The following is a 16633-nucleotide window of genomic DNA, read 5'->3' as shown; positions in this document are numbered from 1 at the left end:
TAATATATTGAAAGGACGCTCTCGTAAATGATTTCTTGCCGAAAGGCGTTTGGTATTTGGAAGCCGCAGGTGCGAAATTAGACAGAACGGCGATGCTGCTTGTAATAGACAACTACGATTCATTTACCTATAACCTCGTCCAATACCTCGGCGAAATGGGGGCGGAGATGCGCATTTTCCGCAACGACGAGATAACGGCCGACGCCATCGAAACCGACCTCAAGCCCGAGCGGATCCTTATCTCGCCCGGGCCGGGAACGCCGGATGACGCCGGAATCTCGCTTGAGGTGATAGAGCGTTTTGCGGGCCGGCTGCCGGTCCTCGGCGTCTGTCTCGGCCATCAAGCGATAGGCCAGCACTTTGGCGGTAAGGTCATTCGTGCCCCTGAGCCGGTCCACGGTAAGCCGGTTACAGTAAATCACGACGGCCGATCGATCTTTGCCGGCATTCCCGATGGCTTTGCCGCCGGGCGTTATCACTCTCTCGTTGTTGAACGCGACTCGCTGCCGGAGTGCCTTGAGGTCTCGGCCACCTCGCCCGATGGGCTTGTGATGGCGATGCGGCACCGCGAACTCGCGATCGAGGGCGTTCAGTTTCACCCGGAATCTATCCTGACGGAGCACGGCAAGACGATGCTCCGCAATTTCCTCGAACTCTGATGAATGCACTCTCGCCATTCGGTTGGGCGTATGCGGCCGGTGCCGGGCTCCGCAACGCGCTTTACGACCGCAAATGGTTTGAAGTGCACAGCCTCGGCGCACCAGTGATCAGCGTCGGAAATATCACCGCCGGCGGAACCGGGAAGACGCCCGTTGTCGCTCTCGTCACCGAAATTCTTGCCGAAAGCGGCGAACGAGTTTGTATCCTGACCCGTGGCTACGGCCGCCGCGAGCCTGGCAAGCGGGTCGTCGTCTCCGATGGCTCATCGATACTTGCCGATGCCGAAACGGGCGGCGACGAACCGGTCGAGCTCGCCCGTCGCCTCGCAGGAACCGCAGTCATAATCGCCGATGCCGACCGTGTCGCGGCAGCGAAATACGCGAGAAATGAGTTTGCAGTCTCCTGCTTTGTCCTCGACGATGGCTTCCAGCATCGGCGTGCCGCCCGCGAACTCGACATCGTCTGTATCGACGCGACCGATCCCTTCGGCGGCGGCGAATTGCTGCCCGCGGGCAGGCTCCGCGAATCGCCCGCAAACCTTTGCCGTGCGGATGCGGTCATCATTACCAAGGCCGAAGCCGCGGCCGACCTTGCAAAGCTCGAACAAGAGATCAGACGCTTCGCATCCGAGGCCGAGATCTTCCGTGCCGAAAGCGGCATCTCGGGGTTCACCGAGCTTTCCGCTTTTCTCGCAGGCGAAAACGCCGGTTCAAACCGTGACTTGCCCGGGCCTGCGTTCGCTTTTTGCGGCCTTGGGAACCCCGAACATTTTTTCGCTACGCTCCGCCGAGCGGGAGCCGACGTCGCCGGAACCAAGGCCTTTCGCGATCATCATCGATATACCAAGACCGATGTCGAATGGTTCACAGCATCGGCAAATGCGGCCGGTGCTTCTGCATTATTAACGACCGCCAAGGACGCCGTAAAGCTCGAGCCCGAGCTGTTCTCTTTACCGTGTTTCGTTGCCGAGCTCAGCACACTTGTGGCACCGGAGATCGATTTTCGCGAAAGCCTTCTCAGCGCTCTTAAAGAAAATCATTGACTTCGCGTCTCAATAGCACTAGGCTTTAAACATGTAGCAACTTTAGGCTAAGCGGGCATTCGCCTCAGGGCGAAGTTTGCCTGCGCGGCCATGTTAGTGGGAATAGACATTCAGGAGAAAAGAATAATGTTCAAACGAAATTACATTGCTGCCCTGACCGCTCTTGCGGTCGTATTTGCGTTCGGAGTTTCCGGCGTTTACGGGCAGATGAGCGAAAAAGAGAAACGCAATCAGGTCAAAAAGGCCGGTGAAACGGCAAAGAAGGCCAGCAAGGTCCTTGACGAGCTGATGAGGATACCCGCAAATTCGATACCCGAATCACTGCTCAAAAATGCGAAAGCTATAGCCGTTTTCCCGGGCGTCAAGAAGGTCGCCTTCGGCATCGGCGGAAGCGGCGGACACGGACTCATTTCTCGTCGTCTGGCGAGTGGCTGGAGCGCTCCGACGGCATTCAAGCTCGCGGCCGGAAGCGTCGGATTCCAGATCGGAGCTTCATCGACCGACTACGTGCTGCTCTTTATGAACGAGGACGGATTGAAGAACCTGCTTGAGGACCGGTTCGAGCTCGGTGCCGAAGGCTCGGTCGCAGCCGGACCGGTTGGCCGTACCGCCGCGGCAACGACCGATGCACAGCTTCAGGCAGAGATCCTTTCTTATTCGCGGAGCAGGGGACTCTTTGCCGGCGTTTCGCTCAAGGGTGGCGTAATGAGTCCTGACAACGACCGTAACATGGCACTTTACGGCTTCAAGGCCAACGATCTTTTGACCGGGGTCAACAAGGTCGCCATCGCGGACATCCCGCCGGCAACCAAGGTCTTTCAGGAAGCGGTAACCCGCCACGCACAGTAAATTTGGCGTCGGTTTTCGATAGAGGATGTCGGGAATAAAGCTTTCCCGACATCCTCTTTGTCTTTACAGCCTTGCCCGCCGCCGAAATCTCGGTTTATCTTATTCACATATGAGAATAGCCGCAGCCCTCGCTCTCACAGCTGTCCTTTTTGTAATGAATGCATTGCCGCAAACGCCCGCCGAACTCGCCGAACTCTGGGAACGCGAGCACGTGGTGAAGAAGCCCGCATCGATCCTCCGTATCAAAGACGTTATCGACGAGGTCGAAGCATTGCGCAAACTCGGGATTCGCGTTAACGAGGTTGGCCGGAGCGTTGCCGATCGCCCGATATTTCAGGCGGAGTGGGGCCGCGGGCCGCTCAAGGTCTTTATGTGGTCGCAGATGCACGGCGATGAGCCGACGGCAACGCCGGTGCTCTTCGATATGCTTACCATATTCCACAAAAATCGCGATAAGGAATGGGTCAAGCAGATCGAAGAAAAGATAACGCTCCGCGTCGTCCCGATGCTCAACCCCGATGGCGCCGAGCTCTTCATCCGGCGCAACTTGCAGGGAATTGATATAAACCGCGACGCCGTGGACCTTAAAACGCCCGAGGGCCGTGTGCTAAAGGCGCTTCGCGATTCCTGGCAGCCCGAGATCGGTTTTAATCTCCATAATCAGAATTACCTGACCACAGTCGGCGCAACCGACAAGCAAGCCGCGATCTCGTTCCTTGTCGTTTTTGGCGACGAGGCAAAGACGCTGACGCCCGGCCATGAGCGCAACACGCGGCTCGTCTCGGCTATGTATTCGGCGCTCAACCAGTTCATTCCCGGTCACATCGGCCGCTACGGTGATGACTGGACACCGACGGCCTTTGGCGACAACTTTTCCGCCTGGGGCACACCGACCATTTTGATCGAGACCGGCGGGCTCCACGGCCGCGATGAGTTCTATCTGGCAAAGATGAATTTCGTCGCTTACATCACGGCACTTCGCGCACTTGCCGATGGCAGCGAGGCGAGATACAGCCCGTCCACTTACGAGTTCATCCCGCGGAATAGCTCGCGTCGCATCTTCTATTTCATTTTTCGCGGAGCGACCGTGATCGAAAGGGCCAAGCCGGCCGAGGCCAAGCCGTCCGACATCGCCGTCAACGTCGAGCGTCGCCGTGCCGGTCTCGCGACGCCCGGCTTCGTCAGGTCGGTTGGAGACCTCAGCAGCGTCACCGGGCTTGAGGAGTTTGATGTCTCGGGATACAACGTCATCGGCCGTTACAATCCGATAAAGAGCGGAACCTTCGCGGATCTTCTTTTCTATAAGAAAGGCCGGCAGGTAAACTGGACAAGTCCCGAGCTCGAGACCGAGTTTCCGCCCGACGCCATCTTCTCGCTCGGACGATGGCTCAAGGGCGGCGAGGACGTCCCGAAGATAAAGAGATAGCCGGCCCGCCCGGCATTATGCTGACCGTTCTAAGAATTAAGAACATCGCCCTCATCGATGAACTCGAGGCCGAATTTGGCCACGGGCTCAATCTATTGACGGGCGAAACCGGGTCGGGCAAGTCCATCATTGTTGACAGCCTCGGGGCGCTCACCGGCGACCGCATTTCGACCGACCTGATCCGCGACGGCGAGGAAGCGGCCCGCATCGAGGGCATCTTTTTCCTACCGGCAAATTCGCTACTGCTCACGCTGCTTGATGAAAGCGGCATCGACCATGACGCCGAAGGCGAGATCGAACTCATCGTCCGCCGCGACATCAGCCGCAGCGGCAAGAACCGTATTTACGTAAATGGCCAGTTGGTAACGGCCGCGTTTCTCAAGCGGCTCGGGCCGGAGCTCGTCGCCATCCACGGCCAGGGCGAGCAGAGCACGCTCTTTGACCCGGCGACGCATCTTGCCCTGCTCGATGATTTTGCCGATACGGGCGAGCTTCCGATGGAGGTCGGTTATCGCTTTGCCGACCTCGAACGCGTTCGCCGCGAGCTTGCCACGCTGAAACGCGACGAAGCCGAAAAGCTCCAGCTTCTCGACATTCTCCGTTTTCAGGTTGATGAGCTGAAAGAGGGAAGCCTCGTGCCCGGTGAGGCCGAGGAACTTGAGGATGAAAAGCGGCGGGTGGCAAATATCGAGAAGCTTTCGTCGCTCAGCGATGAGGCCTTCGGACTGCTTTACGAGGACGAGCATTCGGCCCTTTCATCGCTCGGGCAGGCGATCAAGCGGATAGAGGAACTCGCGACCTACGATCGCCGATTTGCTGATTACATCGAAGGCCTGCAAAGTGCTGAGGCGGTCGCCGAGGACCTTGGAACGACGCTCCGCGACTTTCGCGGCGGGCTTGAGCACTCGCCCGAGCGGCTTGAGGAGATCGAGGATCGGCTGGCCGAGATAACGCGGCTCTCGCGCAAATATGGCGGCTCGGTTGAGGCGGCCCTCGAGCATCAGGCCGATGCCGAACAGCGGCTTTCAAATATCGAACTTGCCGAGCTTCGCGAGAAAGAACTTGCCGCCGAGCTCGCCGAGGCCGAGACAGCGTATCTCGAGGTCGCGAAACGCCTCAGCGAGAAACGAAGGTCCGCCGCGAAGAAGTTTGATAAGCAGGTCGAGGCATCGCTCAAGGACGTTGCCTTTGATAAAGCTAAATTTGAAACACGCCTCGAAGGCCTTCCGGCGGAACCGGCCGCGAGTGGCATCGACCGCGTTGAGTTTTTCTTCTCGGCAAATCCCGGCGAAGCGGTCAAGCCGCTGGCAAAGGTCGCCTCGGGCGGCGAGGCCTCGCGGCTGATGCTTGTTTTGAAGACGGCCTCGCGGCCGCGGAGTTCGGCGACGTCATCGGTTTTTGATGAGATCGATGCCGGAATCGGCGGGCGAGTGGCTGAAGCTGTTGGGCTCAAGCTCAAGGCGCTTGCCGAGTCGCAACAGGTGCTCTGCGTTACGCATCAGGCGCAGGTCGCCTCAAAGGCGGATCGGCATTTTGTAGTTGAGAAAGCGGCCGTAAAAGGCCGGACCGAGATCGCCCTCCGCGAACTCGGCCCCGCCGAACGCATCGAAGAGATCGCCCGTATGCTCGCCGGCGAAAAGATAACCGACGCCGCCCGCGAGAACGCCCGCGAAATGCTCGCCGCGGCAGGATAGAATTACTATGGCTTCAAAGGTTCTGGCAAAGGTCTTTCGCGGCGATGTGGTGGAATCGGTCCATCGCGGCCACTACGTGATCATCGATGGCGAAGGCCGCGAGATCGCCTCCGAAGGCAGCCCCAAAACGGTCACGTTCATCCGCTCGGCGGCCAAGCCTTTTCAGGTCTTGCCGTGCCTTACGAGCGGTGCCGCGGACGCCGCTGGCTTCTCGGAAGAGGAGATCGCACTCGCCTCAGCCTCGCACTCCGGCGAGGCTCGCCACGTCCGCATCGCACAGCTAATGCTTGAGCGGATCGGCCTTTCGGAGATACATCTTCGCTGCGGAACGCACCTGCCCTTTTACGACAAAGAGGCCGAGCGGATGCAGCGGGCCGGCGAATATCCGACCGAGCTTCACAACAATTGCTCCGGCAAGCACGCTGCGATGCTCGCCCTCGCCAAGCACATCGGGGCCGACATCACGAGCTACGATTCGCCGGAGAATCCGGTTCAAGCGGAGATACTGAAGGCCGTCGCAGCGATCACCGAAGTCCCGGCAGCGAAGATCAAGACCGCCATCGATGGCTGCGCCGCACCAAACTTTGCCCTGCCGCTTGTCGCGATGGCCCGCGGCTTTATGAACCTCATCTCGCCGCCCGACCATTTCTCTCGCGACCTCAAGGCCGCCTGCGGAAGGGTCGTCTCGGCGATGGTGAAAAACCCCGAGCTGATCGGCGGCACCGACCGGCTCGACACCATGCTGATGCAAGCTGCCGAAGGCCGCATCATCTCAAAGGTCGGCGCCGAGGGCCTTTGGCTCTGCGGTGTCCTGCCAAGCGAAGCATACCCAACAGGGCTCGCCATCGGGCTCAAGGTCGAGGACGGCGACGACCGCCGTGCCCGTCCCGTCGCCTCCGCCGCCATCCTAAAACAACTCGGCCTCATCACCCCCGAAGCCCTCCCCGACCTCTCGCCAATGCCCATAAAAAACCGCCGCGGCGACGAAGTCGGAAGGATCATCGCTTGTGTGGCATTATGATGGGAGTTTCCATTAGTGAACTGGCAGTATGCAACGTGAGGAGAAGATCACACTTGAATCGCTCGAATTAATTTCCGAGGCTGTCTACAAAGGCGACCCGGAGGTTTTCGAGGTGTATTCAGAGTTCGAGTCCGACGTCCGGCATTTTCCTACGAGAGAATCACTACAACAGCTAATTGCCGCCAAACTGGTTAACAACGAAAAGCATAAATTTATTTTCTGTGCGCTGCGGTATCCCGGATCGAATGGCGTGGTGAGAAAGCGTCGTGTCGAACTCAACCCGAAGAAGTGCAATGGGGCGACTTTTCGGTATGTGATGGCGGGATGGGGGTTGATCGCGTTTCAGGTAACACTAACCGACATCGACAATATTAGCTGCTCATTCAGCGTAGAATCCCGGAAAGGTGCGGACACGTGGTCCGATATCAACCCCGAATTAGGGTCTCCGTCCCTGTGGAACTGGCAGATAATTGAGAAAAACACTCGTCGTCTGATCCGTGTGCTTCGGAAAGTGGCCAAACCCCCGCAGTGATACTATCGGTTGGGTTGAGAGCTGCATCAAATAGAGAACGCTCAAAGGCGATGCTGAAAACAAGGACTATTTTCGTTTTCTTTCTTTTCCTTGTTTGTCCGGGATTCGGTCAAACGGGGCCTTCTCCGTCGGAATACGCCGTTTACGGTGCAGTTCTTCGGACGATCTACGCGGAAAGGAGTCAGACCTACTCGAATGAATCAGGTTTTGTGATCATCGACCAAACTTTCAGATCAGAACCCGCCAGCTTTCCGACGGCCAGAAAGTTCAAAGGCTTGGTCGATCGCTTCAAGCTTTTGAACCGTTCGCAGTATCGCATCGAACGGAAATTGCCTCCCGGCCGATACTCAAGGGCTTACGACCTCGTATCGCAGGGTGAACTCGACCGGCTTTTTCTTGAAGGAAGGGCCGAGAATGAGCGGCGAATCGAAGATGCGAAAAAGAAGAACTTACTCACGGTGATCGACACATGCGGTAGTACACATTGGCAGCCATTCTACCGAAAGTTTCCTGAGGCGGGCGGATATTATCAACTCTCACGCGTCGCCATTGGAAATGGATTTGCTTTGGTAAGGGTGAAAGGTGAATTTGCATGCAGCGGGTTCGATTCAACCTACTTGTTGCAAAGGACAAAAAGGGACTGGAGTACCGTTTGGAGTTCGGGGACGTTCTGGGTCGCGTGAGATCGGTCGTTTTGCCCGGCTGACACCAGAACTCGCGCCAATGCCGATACAAAACCGCCGCGGCGACGCGGTCGGCGAAATTCGATCTGCGATAGAGCCCGAGCGGGGATCGTTTTGATCATCTTCCGCACAGGTGACCGCGGTCACATTCTATCGAAATAAAAGGACGAAACTGGAGGTGTAACGGGTTGCTGCACGCAGCCCGGGAGGTCGCTTCAATGAGGCCGTACACTCTATACTTTTTCCTCGTTTTCGTCGTCATCTTCTCTCTTGCGGAGGGCTCCAAGGCTCAGGGGAAAGCGTCGTCGATAGTTATTCACGATACGACCTCTCCGGCCAACGGCGGAGAGAATGCGACCAAAGGCCTCCGCGATAAATTCCGGTCGGCTCTCGAAAATGCAAAACCATGCGTCGAAACCATGGATGATCAGGATTTGCGCGATGCCTTGCAGGATGAGCGCGAGCGTGAGCTCCTTGAGGGCGGCGATCCATCTGATGTGCTGAAAGCGTTGGGCGAACGGCTCGGCGCCGGAATGATCATGAATGTGCAGGCACTGCCCGGCCCCGGTGGCACGACGGTCTATTCGGGTTCCGTAATTGACACCACATCCGCAAGAGCGGTCGCCCGGGAAACCGGAAGCGAAAGCGAGGTGGCGGAACAATTGGTGCGTGACCTCGGCCCTTATCTTGCCGACACGTGCAAGCCGCACTGGACCGGCACGGTCAATTACGTCTTTTCGAGTAGCGAAACAAAGACGACAGATGACAGCGGAGCCGCCCATGCTGTGAGAAGAAACGTCAAACGCAGGACGACTGAAACCTCCAATATGCAGCACACCATCAAGGCGTCGCTTAGCGGAGCTCCCGCGGCTGGAGCTTCAGTCAACTCGCCGAAGGCCCGCGTAATGCAAAGAACGCAATTCACATTCGGGAAAAGCTCGAATTCCAGCGGTGAGGTTCGCTGCCGCGAGCCCGGGAAAAATCCATACTTTACAAATTTCAGCGAGGAATATACTGAGACGACGACCCAGCTCGGCCAGGGCACCGATACGATGCCGGTCTTTATCTCGATAGACAGCGACGGCAGCTACAGCATCAAGGTAAACGCCCCGGCCGGCGTCATCTATGGCAAGTACGAGACCAGACGCAACTATTCCGGATGCCCATCCGAAAAGCCGCCGACCCAGGAAGAACCGCAGTCACTTCCGGAAGGCAAGCTTCAGCCGACAAGTTTTGATGCCGAAGGTAAGGTCGACGCAAAGAACAGGGACAGACTCTCCGGGTCGCACTCTTCACCTGACGGCAAAACGAAGATCACCTGGAACCTCAGATTGGTGAAACCGAAAGGGAAATAGTGGTAGTGGATCCGGCAAAAAAGGGCGGCGGGCATGGCGACCCGCCGCGATCTCTAGAACGTTGTACGACTAAGCAGCTTTTCCGTAAAGCCTCTTGAATTCCTCCTTTCCAAATGCACGGTCCAGCCAGAGGTTCGTTAGTTTCTCTTGAACGCTGTTGGCCCGGAGACGGTCGTTTAGGTTCTTGAAATCGACGAAGTCGAGGTGCTGATCCTGGTTAAAGCATGAGAAGACGAAGAACTCCTCGCCGGTGTGCGGGTTGACGTGCCGCTGCAGACACTGTGCACAGACCTCCTTCATCATGCATTGCATCGGGCTGTTTATTGAGCCGATGGCAACGTGCTGCTCTTTCAGGAAAGGCTTGAGCACGCTGTGGCGTGCCTCGCGGACGCCGTTCATCATCCGGTCAGACCCGATGGCGATGATGCGGTCGATCTCACCCAAGTTCACGGTTTGCTCGCCGAGCCCGCCCTCGGCATATGCCACCATCGCCTGGACGATATTGCCGCGGTAGTGGGCGTCCTGCGGCCGGTGCGGTTCGATAAAATCGCCCGCGTCCGTCGCCCAGATCACCTGGTCGGTCGCGTTCTCTATTTCCTCGCGTTTGAAGAGGTCGGCGCTGTTTTTGTAGCCGGCAAAGTAAACGACCTTGTTGTGCTTTTCCCTCAAGGCACGTGCGATCGAAAAGAGCACCGCGTTGCCGAGGCCTCCGCCCGCAAGCAGGACCGTCTCGTTCTCCGGTATCTCGGTCGGAGTTCCGGTCGGGCCCATTACGAGCACTTCCTCGCCTTCCTTCAGGAGCGAGCAGAGCCGCGAGGATGTGCCCATCTCGAGCACGATCATTGAAAGCAGCCCGGCCTTTTCATCGACCCATGCACCCGTCAGTGCAAGCCCTTCCATCATCAGCCGTGTGCCGTCGACGACCGGTGCCTGCGTCTCAAAATTCTGCAGCCGGTAGAACTGCCCGGGCTCAAATTTCCTCGCCTGCAGCGGAGCCTTTACGATGACATCGACGATGGTCGGCGTCAGCCTTACGACCTTCACAACGTAAGCCCGAAGCTCTTCGTCGAGCGTGGCGATGAGCTTGTCGAAGATCGCATCGCGTTCCTTCTGCGGCACCGCGCCTTGTTCGGCAAATTCATCGGCAAAAAGCTCGACCACTTTCGAATACCCGTGCTTTGCCGAGGCCATCGCCTTTACGACATTGCCGGCATACTGCGGGTGATTGTCGCCGTAGTAGGAGATAAATTTGCCCTCGTGCTCGTATGAGGTAAAGAACGCCGGCTCGCCCTTTGCAGCCTCGGCCACGTACGGTTTGCCGTCGCCGTTCCGCTGGACTTTGAACGGCTTAAAGAACTGCCGCCATTCATCAAGCTGGAATGTTCCCGGCTTTTCCTTCTCATAGATGACGTTCGGCGAGGTGCCCGCGGCCACGCAGACCGTCCTCGCAGGGAATTCGTGTATCTCGCCGGAGTTCGCGAACTTACCGGTCTCGGCGTCGTAATTGACGGCCTCAAACTTCAAGGCCTTCACCGCCCCAAACTCGTCCGGCACAGCCTCGGTCGGCGACATCAACTCGACGATGTTGATACCTTCCTCGAGTGCTTTCTGCACTTCCTCGTGGTTGAGCCGATAGGCGGGCGAATCCTGCAGCCGCTTTCGGTAAACAAGCGAAACGCCGCCCCATGAACGCACAAGCGGGACGAAATTCGGTTCTACTCCAGCGGCCGCGGCACGCTTGCGCTCGGCCCGGATCATGCGGCCGTGGTCGAGAAATTCGAGCATCATTGCCCGCTCTTCGGCGTCAAAGTTTGCAAGCGTCGCTTCCTCGCCAAATTCGGCGATAACGTCTTCGTATTTCGCGAGCATCTTTTCGACCTGCACCGGATAGTAAGCGAAAAGCTCGGTCGCCGTGTCGACTCCAGTAAGCCCGCCGCCGATGACCACCGCCGGCAGCCGCACCTGCAGGTTCGAGAGCGTGTCTTTCTTGAAGGCACCCGTAAGCTGGAGCGACATCAGGAAGTCCGAAGCCTGGCGAATGCCGCGGATCAGGTTGTTTTTCATCGGGACGATGGTCGGGCGGCCGGCACCGGTCGCGATCGCGATATGATCAAAACCAAAATCCCATGCGTCCTCGATCGTCACCGTCCCGCCAAAGCGGACGCCGCCGTAAGCCCGAAAGCGTTTCCGCCGCTGGAGCAAAAGCTGGACCATCGTCAGAAAATTCTTGTCCCAGCGAACCGTGATGCCGTATTCCGAAACGCCGCCAAAGCCCGAGAGAATTCGCTCATCAAGCTCTTCCGTGATCTCCGAAATATCTTTCACCGGCCGCGGGCACTCGGTTCCGAGCTTGCCGGTCCATTCGTCCGGGAGCGGCTCGATCTTGAGGCCATCGATGCCGACCACGCCAAAACCTTCGTTGAGCAGATATTGCGAGAGCGTGTAACCGGCCGGCCCGAGCCCGACGACAAGCACGTTCTTGCCGTTGTAAGGCAGTGCAAACGGGCGTTTCGCATTGAGCGGGTTCCATCGCGTTAGAAGGCTATAGATCTCAAAGCCATAGGGCAGGTCGAGCACGTCCGTCAGCGAAGCCGTCTCGGCCAAAGGGATGTTGACCGGCTCCTGCTTTTGGAAGATGCAGCCCTTCATACAGTCGTTGCAGATGCGGTGGCCGGTTCCGGCACACATCGGGTTATCGATGGTGATGATCGCGAGGCTTCCGATCGGGTCGCCCTGCTTTTTGAGCAGGTGCATTTCCGAGATGCGTTCGTCGAGCGGGCAGCCTTCGGTCTTGATGCCGAGCGGGTTGCGCTTTGGCTCGCCTGAGGGCTCGCGGAGCCCGGTCGAACAGGCGTCCTTTTCGCGCTCGTGGCAGATCATGCAGTAATCGATCTCGTAGAGCGCGTCGCGCATCGTGCCACGGTCGTCCGTCAGCTTAAAGCCGTCGCGCCGACGAAGTTCTTCCTCGCTCCCGCGCATTATGTTGTGGAGCTTCGGTTCCGGGTGGATCAGATGAACGAGGTTCTGATAGTCGAGCGCGTGCGGAGTTTTGAACGCCTTCCAACGCTTTTCTTTCTTGTAGAACTCGGCCGCCGACCAAGCTTCGAGGATCGAAAGTGCTGCCTTTACGGTAAGCATCTCGCCCGTCGCGTCCGTTTTGATAATGTGCTCGGTAAAGACCTTGCCGAATGCTTGATCCTTCTGTCTGTCGTAAAGGGCCTGAATGTTATCGACCGCTGCCTTGTTTGCTCCGTTCGCATTCGGGTCTTTCTGGAATGCCTCTTCGGCCTCGGTCAACCGGGCGGCCATCGTGGCAATGCCAAGCTCATCATCAAAGACGAGCGTCTCATCAAATGCCCGGTTCCGCATTTCGGTGACGGCCAAATTCAGCTCATTGAGGTTAAGCTCGGCTATCGACTCAGGCTTATAGGACTTGATCGCTCGCCGCTGGACAAAGAACTTGTATTTCCAGATCGGGTCCTGTTCGAGGATGGCTTTCTCGATCGCCTCGCGTTCCCGCGAGATACGAAAGATCCGCCCGACAAAGTCAGAAAGAAACGGTGCGGCATCGGTCAATATCTTTGATTCGACCCTTCGCTCGAAGCCCTCGCCGCGGGCGGCAATGTATTTCTGCAAGGCATCGCCGAGCACGGGTTCCTTTTCGGCGACCTCGGCGTAGAACTTTTCGGCAAGCTCTCGGAGCTTCTCTGCATCATAAAGATCTGAGAAATTATAACCGTCGATGCCGAGTTCGAAGTCGAACCCGTCGGCATTATTATTTATCTCGGAAAATGGCGTCATATAGATATATATTCGTGAAGATCACGTAAATAAATTCAACTTTTTATTCTATCACCGCGCCCGAAAGGCCAACAAAACTTGAGGCCCTGCGATCGAGTCCCAGTTAAGTTGTCAGACGGAAAAACCGTGTAAATGCGGGCGGAATATGGTATAAAACAAGTTTGCACGAGATTTCCCCCGATATTATTGATCTCGTTCAGTTTAGAGCTTTTATGGAACAGGAACAGCGGCTAGCTCCATTGCCGAGGGCCGGCGAAATACGAACAGCGGCACCCGAATATCAGCAGAGCTATTTGCCGATGTACGACGATCCGGTCTCCGAGGGCCGGCGAAACCTCCAGAATTACCTGACGGTAGTCATGAAGCGGCTTCCGTTGATCCTGGCGTTGATGGCGATCGTCACCTCAGCTGCCGCATTTTATATGTTTCGCCAGCCGAACCAGTACGAGGCGGTTTCGAAGATGGTGATCGAGCCGCGGCGGCCGAAGGTCACCTCAAAGGACTCCATCAATATCAATTTCGGCGGCGATGCCAATTACATGGCGACGCAGCTCCAGCTTCTGCAAAGCCCTGACATCAGGAAAGAGCTCGTCAAAGAGCTCGGGCTTTATCGTGACCCAAACCTTGCGGGCGGCGGCGGTGGAATGTTCAGCGGCTTTTCCTCGATCTTTGCCGGTTCTGAACCCGAGGGCGAGAAGCAAAGCACGCTGCCAGTCCTGAGTGAAGTTCCGGTTACCGAAGACACGAAACCCGTGCTTTCTCCGGAAGAAGAGGCCCGCGTTATTAGTTATTCGGGGCTATTCTCGGTTTCGGCAACAACTATTGAGCGGACGAACCTCGTCGATGTAAAGGTGCGGAGCAAAAATCAGGAACTTGCCAAGGTGGTTGCAAACAAGCTGCCCGAGGTCTTCATCCGCCAGCATGCCCAGCGTGAAATGGAAGGTGCGATACGCGCTAAAGAGGACCTTGAGAAATCGATGGAAGACCTCTCGCGGACCATCGCCGAGCAGGAACTTGAGCTGATCGCCGCGATGCGCGAGAGCAATTTGCCCCTGCAGGAGAAAGGCCAGGACCTCGCCGCCAGCCGCCTCGGGTCGCTAAGCGAAACCTACCTCAAGACGATGGAAACGCGGCGGCAGCTTGAGAGCCGCTATAACGCCGCACTTGCCGCAAGCCAACGCGGCGAAGGGATGAACATTCCCGACCTTTACGAGAACAAGATCTTTCAGGACACGATGCGGCTCAACAATGAGCGCAAGGCAAAGCTGCAGGACGACATCCGCAATATCGATAAGCAGATCCAACAGGCCGAGACCGAAAGGTCCGAACTGCTCGTCCGCTACACGCCCGAGTATCCGGAAGTGAAGAAGATGGCGGAGCGGATCACCTCTCTCAAGGAAACCCGCACGCGGACCGAACAAGAGGTCACCGCGATCATCGACCGCGACCAGAAAAAGATCGAACGCGAAGCCGTCGGCGGAGCGTTGACCGCGCTCCGGGCACAGCTTGAGGCAAAGCGGAAAGAGGAAGGCCAAGCCCAGTCCGCCTACGATCGCGAAGCTGCACTAGCCAACCTACAAGGCCAGGCGCAGACGCGGCTGACGACGCTCAAACGCGACATCGAAACCAAGCGGAACCTGCTCGATACCTATACCCAGCGACTCAAGGAACAGGAACTAGCCATTGCCAACAGCACGCCGGACAATATCAAGATGGCCGGTGCGGCCGAGACGTCAAATAAGGTCGGCCCGAACCGCATCCGCAACATCATCGTTGCCTTGTTGCTCTCGTTTGCTGCGGGCATCGGCCTGGCGTTCCTGCTTGATTATCTCGACGATTCGGTCAAGACCTCTGAGGACATCGGCCGCCAGCTCGGTCTTCCGACCCTTGCCCTCATCCCGCACTATTTCGGCTCGGAAAAAAAGCGGCTGCGGCTTGCTGCCGAGAATGGCGGCAATCCGGTTACAAGCCTTGTCGCGCTCGATGAGCGCCAATCGCCGATGGCCGAGGCATATCGCCACCTGCGAACATCGCTCCTGTTCTCATCCGCCGGTAAGCCGCCGCAATCGATCCTGGTAACCTCGTCGCAACCCTCCGAGGGCAAGACGACCACCGCCATCAATACGGCGATCACGCTCGCTCAGGCCGATGTTGACGTCATCATCGTCGATTGCGACCTTCGCCGGCCGCGGATCCATAACTATTTCGACCTAGAGAATTCCGAAGGGCTGACCAACTATCTCTCGGGCGACCGAAATACCAAGAACCTGATCAAGGCCTGCCGCGATCTTCCGCGGCTTAAGGTGATAACCAGCGGGCCGATCCCGCCAAACCCGGCCGAGCTTTTGAGCTCGAACGAGATGCGCAACCTGCTTCAGTTTCTCCGGAGCAAGTATAAGCACGTCATCATCGATTCGCCGCCGGCCATTTCGTTTACCGACGCAGCCATTCTCTCGACACAGGTCGATGGGGTCATCTTGGTGGCGATGGCGGGCAAGAGTTCGCTCCACCTGATGCGGCGGTTCAAGCAGCGGCTTGGCAATATCGGTGCACGCATCTACGGCGTGGTGCTCAACGGCATCAAGCAGGGCTCGGTCGAGTACGGCTACTACGGCGCGGGCTATTACGACTATTACAAGAACGCCGAGGATGATACCTCAACGCCCAGGATGGACACTGAAACAAACGGCAACGGCTCGAACGACAAGGCTTAAGCTTTTAGCTGACATTTGCCGTCGCAAGGAATCGCTTAAGGGCGTCCTCCCAATCGGGAAGGGCGCCCAAGCTTTTTACCTCGCGGACCGAGCCAAGCTTTGAACTCTTTGGCCGCGGTGCCGGCCGCTTGAGCGTTTCCCCCGAGACGTCCTCGATGAGCGAAGCGTCAAATCCGCCAAGCTCCGCCAGCTTTTTCGCAAAGCCTGAGTAGCTTGTTCCCTCGCCTGCATTCGTAACGTGGATGACGCCGGTGAAGTCGCTCGCGGCAAGTTCGCGCATTCGCCGGGCAAGGTCGCCGGCGTAGGTCGGCGTACCGTATGAATCGCTGATGGCCTTGATCGCTTTCCCTTCGCCGAGCAAGCGATGCATAACACTCAAAAAGTTCGTCCCGCCGCGGCCATAGATCCAGCCCGAGCGGACGACGACCGCCTCCGGGTTTGCCTCAGCGGCGGCCAGCTCGCCTTCGAATTTTGAGACGGCGTAAACGCCTTTCGGCTCCGGCAGATCGTCCTCGGTGTAAAGGCCTTCCTTCTCGCCGCTGAAAACATAATCGGTCGAGATGGTAACGAACCGCGCGTCAAAGTCGGCCGCCGAGCGGGCGAGATTCCGGACGCCCTCAACGTTTGCCGCATAGCACGCCTCGACTTGGGCTTCGGCACCGTCAACGTCGGTAAACGCCGCACAGTTCAAGATCGCGTCCGGCCGCAGCCGCTCGATCGTCTGCCGCACGGCGTCAGCATCCGCGATGTCGAGCTCAGCTCGAGCAAACGCGTGCACCTCATCGCCGATACTTTCGCAATATTCCCTCGCCGCCCGGGCAACCATCCCGTTGGCACCTGTTATCAAAGTCAGCAT

Annotated in this window: 12 protein-coding genes; 10 read left to right on the top strand and 2 right to left on the bottom strand. The window is 57.7% G+C overall.

Going from position 1 to position 16633, the window contains the following annotated elements:
- Positions 1–92: 92 nt before the first annotated feature.
- The 9 genes from IPM21_03640 (at position 93) to IPM21_03600 (ending at position 9262) form a co-directional block, all read left to right on the top strand.
- Entirely contained in the window at positions 93–659 is a 567-nt protein-coding gene (locus IPM21_03640) for an aminodeoxychorismate/anthranilate synthase component II (GenBank protein ID MBK9162993.1), read from the top strand.
- Positions 659–1702: a tetraacyldisaccharide 4'-kinase gene (lpxK, locus tag IPM21_03635; protein MBK9162992.1), complete on the top strand. Its 1044-nt coding sequence runs from the start codon at positions 659–661 to the stop codon at positions 1700–1702. Before IPM21_03640 ends, lpxK begins: the two co-directional genes overlap by 1 nt.
- Positions 1703–1828: 126 nt before the next feature.
- A complete protein-coding gene (locus tag IPM21_03630; GenBank protein MBK9162991.1) occupies positions 1829–2551 on the top strand; it encodes a lipid-binding SYLF domain-containing protein in 723 nt (240 codons plus the stop codon).
- 109 nt (positions 2552–2660) lie between these two features.
- Positions 2661–3977: a peptidase M14 gene (locus IPM21_03625; GenBank protein MBK9162990.1), complete on the top strand. Its 1317-nt coding sequence runs from the start codon at positions 2661–2663 to the stop codon at positions 3975–3977.
- On the top strand, positions 3935–5671 hold the full coding sequence (recN, locus tag IPM21_03620; protein MBK9162989.1) for a DNA repair protein RecN: 1737 nt from the start codon (positions 3935–3937) through the stop codon (positions 5669–5671). The genes IPM21_03625 and recN overlap by 43 nt, the downstream gene beginning before the upstream one ends.
- A 7-nt stretch (positions 5672–5678) precedes the next feature.
- Positions 5679–6692 (top strand): asparaginase, encoded by a 1014-nt coding sequence (locus IPM21_03615; GenBank protein MBK9162988.1) that lies wholly within the window; start codon positions 5679–5681, stop codon positions 6690–6692.
- A 28-nt stretch (positions 6693–6720) separates the two neighbouring features.
- Positions 6721–7224 (top strand): hypothetical protein, encoded by a 504-nt coding sequence (locus tag IPM21_03610; protein MBK9162987.1) that lies wholly within the window; start codon positions 6721–6723, stop codon positions 7222–7224.
- Positions 7225–7274: 50 nt separating this feature from the next.
- The gene (locus tag IPM21_03605) at positions 7275–7907 is read left to right on the top strand and encodes a hypothetical protein (GenBank protein ID MBK9162986.1); all 633 of its coding nucleotides are present in this window, start codon (positions 7275–7277) and stop codon (positions 7905–7907) included.
- Between the two features lie 218 nt (positions 7908–8125).
- On the top strand, positions 8126–9262 hold the full coding sequence (locus IPM21_03600; GenBank protein MBK9162985.1) for a hypothetical protein: 1137 nt from the start codon (positions 8126–8128) through the stop codon (positions 9260–9262).
- Positions 9263–9331: 69 nt separating this feature from the next.
- On the opposite strand, the gene IPM21_03595 is transcribed toward IPM21_03600, so the two are convergent.
- Positions 9332–13063, bottom strand: a complete 3732-nt coding sequence (locus tag IPM21_03595; protein MBK9162984.1) for an FAD-dependent oxidoreductase — start codon at positions 13061–13063, stop codon at positions 9332–9334.
- A gap of 212 nt (positions 13064–13275) precedes the next feature.
- On the opposite strand from IPM21_03595, the gene IPM21_03590 reads away from it, so the two are divergent.
- Complete coding sequence (locus IPM21_03590; protein MBK9162983.1) at positions 13276–15777, top strand: polysaccharide biosynthesis tyrosine autokinase; 2502 nt, start codon at positions 13276–13278, stop codon at positions 15775–15777.
- A 4-nt stretch (positions 15778–15781) separates the two neighbouring features.
- On the opposite strand, the gene rfbD is transcribed toward IPM21_03590, so the two are convergent.
- Positions 15782–16633, bottom strand: coding sequence for a dTDP-4-dehydrorhamnose reductase (rfbD, locus tag IPM21_03585; GenBank protein ID MBK9162982.1), 852 nt, complete (start codon positions 16631–16633; stop codon positions 15782–15784).

It is taken from the genome of Acidobacteriota bacterium (assembly GCA_016716435.1).
Taxonomy (GTDB): Bacteria; Acidobacteriota; Blastocatellia; order Pyrinomonadales; family Pyrinomonadaceae; genus OLB17.
The sequence above is the reverse complement of the archived record's forward strand: the minus strand, read 5'-3'. Positions and strand labels throughout refer to the sequence as shown.

What these genes read in the sequence shown, in the direction of transcription:
- IPM21_03640 (MBK9162993.1), top strand. Translation starts at nt 93, where the DNA reads ATGCTGCTTGTAATAGACAACTACGATTCATTTACCTATAACCTCGTC.
- lpxK (MBK9162992.1), top strand. Translation starts at nt 659, where the DNA reads ATGAATGCACTCTCGCCATTCGGTTGGGCGTATGCGGCCGGTGCCGGG.
- IPM21_03630 (MBK9162991.1), top strand. Translation starts at nt 1,829, where the DNA reads ATGTTCAAACGAAATTACATTGCTGCCCTGACCGCTCTTGCGGTCGTA.
- IPM21_03625 (MBK9162990.1), top strand. Translation starts at nt 2,661, where the DNA reads ATGAGAATAGCCGCAGCCCTCGCTCTCACAGCTGTCCTTTTTGTAATG.
- recN (MBK9162989.1), top strand. Translation starts at nt 3,935, where the DNA reads ATGGCTCAAGGGCGGCGAGGACGTCCCGAAGATAAAGAGATAGCCGGC.
- IPM21_03615 (MBK9162988.1), top strand. Translation starts at nt 5,679, where the DNA reads ATGGCTTCAAAGGTTCTGGCAAAGGTCTTTCGCGGCGATGTGGTGGAA.
- IPM21_03610 (MBK9162987.1), top strand. Translation starts at nt 6,721, where the DNA reads ATGCAACGTGAGGAGAAGATCACACTTGAATCGCTCGAATTAATTTCC.
- IPM21_03605 (MBK9162986.1), top strand. Translation starts at nt 7,275, where the DNA reads ATGCTGAAAACAAGGACTATTTTCGTTTTCTTTCTTTTCCTTGTTTGT.
- IPM21_03600 (MBK9162985.1), top strand. Translation starts at nt 8,126, where the DNA reads ATGAGGCCGTACACTCTATACTTTTTCCTCGTTTTCGTCGTCATCTTC.
- IPM21_03595 (MBK9162984.1), bottom strand. Translation starts at nt 13,063, where the DNA reads ATGACGCCATTTTCCGAGATAAATAATAATGCCGACGGGTTCGACTTC.
- IPM21_03590 (MBK9162983.1), top strand. Translation starts at nt 13,276, where the DNA reads ATGGAACAGGAACAGCGGCTAGCTCCATTGCCGAGGGCCGGCGAAATA.
- rfbD (MBK9162982.1), bottom strand. Translation starts at nt 16,633, where the DNA reads ATGCTGACTTTGATAACAGGTGCCAACGGGATGGTTGCCCGGGCGGCG.